This window comes from Cupriavidus sp. HPC(L) (assembly GCF_000307735.3).
Taxonomy (GTDB): Bacteria; Pseudomonadota; Gammaproteobacteria; order Burkholderiales; family Burkholderiaceae; genus Cupriavidus.
On the sequence record NZ_AMPR02000173.1, the window covers coordinates 1 to 6,428 of the forward strand.

At 69.6% G+C, this 6,428-nt stretch carries 6 protein-coding genes; 1 reads left to right on the forward strand and 5 read right to left on the reverse strand.

Translation table 11 applies throughout. The annotated features are described in order from the left end of the window. Positions 1–1,189: SUMF1/EgtB/PvdO family nonheme iron enzyme (locus B551_RS11620; RefSeq protein WP_043439042.1), on the forward strand; the 1,189-nt coding region annotated here is incomplete at its 5' end. A 123-nt stretch (positions 1,190–1,312) separates the two neighbouring features. Here the strand turns inward: B551_RS11620 and B551_RS11625 are convergent. The 5 genes from B551_RS11625 to B551_RS11645 all read right to left on the reverse strand — a co-directional run. Next, positions 1,313–2,989: an L-lactate permease gene (locus B551_RS11625; RefSeq protein ID WP_023264137.1), complete on the reverse strand. Its 1,677-nt coding sequence runs from the start codon at positions 2,987–2,989 to the stop codon at positions 1,313–1,315. Between the two features lie 351 nt (positions 2,990–3,340). Continuing rightward, positions 3,341–3,985, reverse strand: a complete 645-nt coding sequence (locus tag B551_RS11630) for a glutathione S-transferase family protein (RefSeq protein WP_023264138.1) — start codon at positions 3,983–3,985, stop codon at positions 3,341–3,343. Between the two features lie 46 nt (positions 3,986–4,031). Continuing rightward, positions 4,032–5,219, reverse strand: coding sequence for a PLP-dependent aminotransferase family protein (locus tag B551_RS11635; RefSeq protein WP_006579864.1), 1,188 nt, complete (start codon positions 5,217–5,219; stop codon positions 4,032–4,034). A 103-nt stretch (positions 5,220–5,322) separates the two neighbouring features. Beyond that, complete coding sequence (locus tag B551_RS11640) at positions 5,323–5,787, reverse strand: RidA family protein (RefSeq protein ID WP_006579863.1); 465 nt, start codon at positions 5,785–5,787, stop codon at positions 5,323–5,325. Between the two features lie 32 nt (positions 5,788–5,819). Beyond that, positions 5,820–6,428 (reverse strand): DMT family transporter (locus B551_RS11645; RefSeq protein ID WP_023264139.1); only part of this gene is annotated, 609 nt, incomplete at its 5' end.

The following is a 6,428-nucleotide window of genomic DNA, read 5'->3' on the forward strand; positions in this document are numbered from 1 at the left end:
CCTGGCGCAGGCGCTGGTCGACAGCCGCAACCGCACGCTGGCCTGGCTGGCCGCGTTCGGCGCGGCCCGGCGCGGCTGGATCGTGCCGCGCCAGTACGATGCCGATCCGCCGCTATGGACGCTGGGGCATCTCGCCTGGCACGCCGAATGGTGGTGCCTGCGCGACGTCCAATGGCAGGACCGCGGCGGCGTGCTGCTGCCGGTGCCGGCCGCGCCGGCGATGCTCGACGGTGCCGACGAGTGGTTCGATCCCGAACGCATCGGTCCCGATGCGCGCTGGGAAGCCGCCCTGCCCGATGTTGCCGCACTGAAGCACTACGCGGCCTCGGTGCTCGACGCGGTGCTGCGCCGGATCGCGCTGCTGCCTGACGATGGCGACGGCACGCTGTATCCCTACCGCCGCGCGCTGCAGCACGAGGACGCGCAGATCGAACGGATCGCGGCGCTGCTGCAGGCGCTGGCGATGGCGCCCGACGATCCCGCGCTGACCCGCCCGCCCGTCAGCGTGCCCGACGCCGGCACGCTGCAGTTTCCCGGCGGCCGTTTCACGCAGGGCTGGAGCGAGCCGGACGGCTTCGCGATGCCCGACGAACTGCCCGCGCGGTCGACTTATGTGCCGGCCTTCGAGATCGACGCCGCGCCGGTCACCAACGCGCAATACCTGGAGTTCGTCGACGACGGCGGCTACGAGCGGCCCAACTGGTGGTCGCCGGCCGGCCGCCAGTGGCTGATGACGCAGGAGCGCTCGGCGCCGCGCTACTGGGAGCGCCATGCGCAGACGCGCGCCTGGATGGCGCAGCGCTTCGACACGCTGCGCACGCTCAATCCCGACGAGGCGGTGCGGCACGTGACGCTGTACGAGGCGCAGGCCTGGTGCGCCTGGGCCGGACGCCGGCTGCCGGACGAGGCCGAGTGGGAGATGGCCGCGGTGCAGAATCGCGGTGGCTTCCGCTGGGGCATGGTGCGCGAATGGACCGCGACACCGTACGAGCCCTATGCCGGCTTTGCCGAGGTGCCGGCGCACCCCGGCCCCGGAGACAGCGAGATGCAGGCGCGCTTCGGCGTCTGCCAGGCCGTGCGCGGCGCCTGCTTCGTCGGCCCGACGCGGCTGCGCCATGCACGCGCGCGGCTGGCGCTGGCGCCGGAGGAAGACGCGGCCTTCGTAGGGTTTCGTACCTGCGCGCTGTGAGCGAAAAAAAGCCCCGCAGGAGCGGGGCGCAGTTTGCCGTTGGATTGGTCGTCCCCGCGCAGGCGGGGACCCAGTGGCTTTGCCAAGACGCTGGATTCCCGCCTAGGCGGGAAGGACGCGAGGTCAGTGAATCACCATCCGCGTGAACGGCTCCACATAGGCCTGCAGCGTAACGAACAGGCCGACCAGAATCGCCAGCACGACCGAGTGGAAGAACACGTAGCGCAGGATGTCGCCCTCGTGGCCGTACCACTTGGTCGCGGTCGAGGCCACGACGATCGACTGCGCGTCGATCATCTTGCCCATCACGCCGCCCGAGCTGTTGGCCGAGGCCATCAGGACCGGCGACAGGCCGAGCTGCTCCGCGGTGGTCTTCTGCAGCCCGCCGAACAGCACGTTCGACGCGGTGTCCGAACCGGTCAGCGCGACGCCCAGCCAGCCCAGCATGGTGCCGAACAGCGGATAGAACACGCCGGTGTGCGCAAAGGCCAGGCCCAGCGTCGCGTCCAGGCCCGAGTAGCGGGTCAGGTAGCCGACGCCGAACATCGCGCAGATCGTCAGCAGCGAGTAGCGCACCAGCTTGATCGTGTTCCAGTACTCGCGCAGCAGGCGCGGCACCGAATAGCCCATCAGCAGCCCGCCGACCACGGCGGCGACCAGGATGCCGGTGCCCGCCATCGACAGCACGTTGAAGTTGAACACCGCGGCCTCCGCGATCTGCTGCGGCACCACCGGCGGCACCTTCAGCACCGCCTTGTCCAGGCCCGGGATCGCGTACTTCCACGACCAGATCGCGTCGAACGCCTTCTTGATCTGCGGCACGCCCCAGATGAAGACGAACACGGTCAGGATCACCCACGGCATCCACGCCTTGGCGGTCGAGATGCCGGCGGCAGCGGCGTTGGCGCGCGCCTCGGCGGCGACCGCCTCGGGATCGTCGACCTTCGATTCGTCGTGGCGGCCCAGGATCTTGGTGGTGGTCCAGATCTTCTTCGGCTTCCAGACCTTCAGGAACAGCGCCAGCGAGCCCATCGACACCAGCGCGGCGATCACGTCCACCAGCCACGGGCCGTGGTAGTTCGACACCAGGAACTGCGGGATCGCGAAGCTGACGCCGGCCACCAGGATCGCCGGCCAGACCTCGAGCATGCCGCGGAAGCCGGCAAAGGCCCAGATCAGCCAGAACGGCACCAGCACCGAGAACAGCGGCAGCTGGCGGCCGATCATCGCCGACAGGTCGAGCAGGTCAAGGCCGGTGACGGCCGACAGCGCGATGATCGGCGAGCCGAGCGCGCCGTAGGCGACCGGCGCGGTATTGGCGATCAGCGCGAGGCCCGAAGCGGCCAGCGGCGAGAAGCCCAGGCCGATCAGGATCGCGCCGGTCACCGCCACCGGCGTGCCGAAGCCGGCCGCGCCCTCGAAGAACGCGCCGAAGCTGAACGCGACCAGCAGCAGCTGCAGGCGCCTGTCTTCGGTGATGCCGGCGATCGAGCCCTGCAGCACCTTGAACGAGCCGTTCAGCGTGGTCAGCCGGTGCAGGAAGATGATGTTCAGCACGATCCAGCCGATCGGGAACAGGCCCGATGCGATGCCCAGGCCGGCGGCCTTGCCGGCCATCGCGGCGGGCATGCCGAAGATCGCCGAGGCGACCACGATGCCGACCACCAGCGCCAGGCCGGCGGCCAGATGGGCCTGCAGATGAAAGAACGCCAGCGCGCCCAACAGCACCGCGACCGGCACGCCCGCGGCGAGCGTGGACAGGGCCATGCTGCCGAGCGGGTCGTAGACTTGACTCCACACGATTGAATCCTCCTCAGTGATGGGCCGGCGAGCCATCCTTCTGCGGGCGATCCTCGCCGGTTTGCCTGCGCACGCGAGGGACGCGCAGGGGTGACCCAAGCTTCGCGCACGAGCAAGCGAAGGATTGTAAGGACGGCTATACGTCACCCGCGATACATCGCGTCACGATGGGCGTGAACCGGATTCAGGAATCAGGGTTTGCCCGGGGCGCGCGTCCGGTGTGCAGCGTACTCCAATTGTTGCGGAACGGAAATGTCTGCTTGCCGGCACGGCGGCGATGGAACGGGGAGGAAAGGCCGCTCCGGGGGAGAGGGAGCGGGCGGCCGGCGTCGATGCGGGCGCCCGCATGGATCAAGCCAGCGGCAACACCAGGATGCCCGACGCCGCCGGCCGCGCGCGCATCTTGGCCAGCCAGCGCTCCAGTTCGGGACGCGGCTCGCGCCGGATCGGCATGCCCATCCAGCGGTGCGCGGCGCAGGCCAGCGAGATGTCGGCCATGCTGAAGCGGTCGTCGCAGATGAACTCGCGCCCGGTCAGCGCCTTGTCGAGCAGCGCGGCCAGCGGCTCGGCGCGCGCGATCGAGCGGGCCACCGCATCGGCGTCGCGGCGCTCGGCCGGCGTGCGCACCGTCTGCACGAAGGCGTCAACCATGGCCGGCGTGAAGGCGGTGTTCTGCCAGTCCATCCAGCGGTCGGCGGAGGCGCGGGTGCGCACGTCCTCCGGCCACAGCGTGCCTTCGCCATACTGCGCGCACAGGTAACGCACGATCGCATTCGATTCCCACAGCACGAACGGCTCGCCGCCGATATCGGTGCCGCGGAAGTCCTCGATCACCGGGATCAGCCGGTTCGGGTTCAGCCGGACGTAGGCCTCGGTGTCGAGGTCGCCGCGCGTGACGCCGATATCGATCCGCTCGTGATCGAGATGCAGTTCGCGCGCGCACCAGACGACCTTCTGGACGTTGATCGAAGAGAGCCGGCCCCAGATGCGCAACATATCGGTCTTCCTTGTTCTGGTCGGTGCCGCGGCCTGTCGACGCGGATCAGGCCGCCTTCGCCTGGCCTGCCTGCGCGGCGATGGCCTCGGCGAACAGCTTGCCGAGGATCGCCACGCCTTGCTCGATGCGCTCGGGCGGCACGGTGACGAAGGCGAGCCGCAGCGTATTCTGCCGCGGATTGGTGGCGAAGAAGGGGGCGCCGGGCACATAGGCGACGTTGCGCTTGACCGCCTCCTGCAGGATCGCCATGCTGTCCAGCCCCTCGGGCAGCGACATCCAGATGAACATGCCGCCCTCGGGCTGGTTCCACTTGACGCCGGCCGGCATATGGCGCGCGAGCGCATCCAGCATGTAGCGGCACTGGTTGCCGTACAGCTCGCGGATGGTCGGGATATGCGTATCGAGCAGGCCGTCGCGGATGGTCTCGTAGGCGACGCGCTGCGTGAAGCTCGGCGTATGCAGGTCCGAGGCCTGCTTGGCCTGGCACAGCTTGAAATGCAGATCGGGCGGGGCGATCACATAGCCCAGGCGCAGGCCCGGCGCCAGCACCTTCGAGAACGAACCCATGTAGATCACGCCGTCCGGATTCATCGACAGCAGCGTCGGCAGCTGGTTGCCGGTGTAGCTGAGTTCGCCGTACGGATCGTCCTCGATCAGCAGCACGTTCAGCTCGCGGGCGCGCTGCACCAGCGCCTGGCGGCGCTCCAGCGGCATGCGGCGGCCGGTCGGGTTCTGGAAGTTGGGCAGCGCGTACAGGAAGCGCGCGCCGGCGGTCAGCTCGGCGGTCAGCGCCTCGGGCTGCAGGCCCTGGTCGTCGCTCGGCAGCGAGACGAACTCGGGCTCGAACAGCGAGAAGGCCTGCAGCGCGCCAAGATAGCTCGGCGTCTCGACCAGCACCGGGCTGCCCGGATCGATCAGCACCTTGGCCAGCAGGTCCAGTGCCTGCTGCGAGCCGGTGGTGATCAGCACGCGCTCGACATCCACGCCATGGCGGCGCGCGATGAATTCGCGCAGCGGCAGATAGCCCTCGGTGGCGGTGTACTGCAGCGCCGCGTGCGGGTTGTCGGCGAATACACGGGCCACCGCCTGTTCCATCGCGGCGACCGGGAAGGTCGCGGGCGACGGCAAGCCGCCGGCGAACGAAATGACTTCCGGACGCTCGGTGACCTTGAGGATTTCGCGGATGGCCGAGCTGGTCAGTTGTTGCGCCCGGCGGGAGATGGCCCAATGCATGATGGTCTCTTGGTGTGGTTCTCGCGCGGCGGCGCCGCGCGATGTCGGTCAAATCGATGTGGCGATGCGCGAGGCGCGCACGCCTGAAACGGTGGGGCTGGCCTTATTGCGCGGATTGCACCTCGACGATCATCTCGATCTCGACGCAGGCGCCCAGCGGAATCTGCGCGACGCCGAACGCGCTGCGGGCATGCTTGCCCTTGTCGCCGAACACTTCGGCCAGCAGCTCGGAGCAGCCGTTGGTGACGAGGTGCTGCTCGGTGAAGTCCGGCGTCGAATTGACCAGGCTCATTACCTTGACGATGCGCGTCACGCGGTTCAGGTCGCCGACATGCGCGTGCAGCGTCGCCAGCAGGTCGATCGCGATCGCGCGCGCCGCCGCCTTGCCCTCTTCGGTGCCCAGCTGGTCGCCGAGCTTGCCGACCCACGGCTTGCCGTCCTTGCGGGCGATATGGCCCGACAGGAAGACCGTGTTGCCGGTCTGCGCCGCCATCACGTAGGCGGCGGCGGGGGCGCCGGCGGTCGGCAGTTCGATGCCCAGGCGGGCGAGGGTGTCATAGACGGACATGAAGACTCCTGTTCTCGAGAGTTCGGGGTGGTTCAGCGGGATCGTGCCGGCGGCAGGCCGGCGGACGCGGCGGCGGCAGCCGTGGCGGCAGTCGCAGCAGCGGGCGCGGCACGCACCGCGGTGCGGCGGCCCAGCGCCACCACCGCGATCACCGCGACGGCGAAACCGATGGTGGGCGCGTCGAGCGGCTCGGCCAGCAGCCAGGCGCCGCCGGCCAGCGTCATGAACGGCTGCAGCAATTGTATCTGGCCGACGCGGGCCACGCCCCCTTTCGCCAGTCCGGCGTACCAGAAGACGAAGCCGATGAACATCGAAAAGAGCGAGACGTAGGCCATGCCGAGCCATGCGCGCGCCGACGCGGCGGCGATCTGCGGCAGCGTCTGCGCGGCCAGCCAGGCGACCGTCGGCAGCACCGCCGGCAGCGAGACCACCAGCGCCCAGCTGATCGTTTCGAGGCCGCCGAGCTCGCGCGACAGCTTGCCGCCTTCGGCATAGCCGAGCGCGCCCAGCACCATCGCGGCGAACAGCAGCCAGTCGGCGTGCTGCAGCGCGCCGGCGCCTTGCCACAGCGCGAAGCCGACCACCAGCGCGCTGCCGGCGACCGCCGCGGCCCAGAACGCCATCGACGGCCGCTCGCGGCC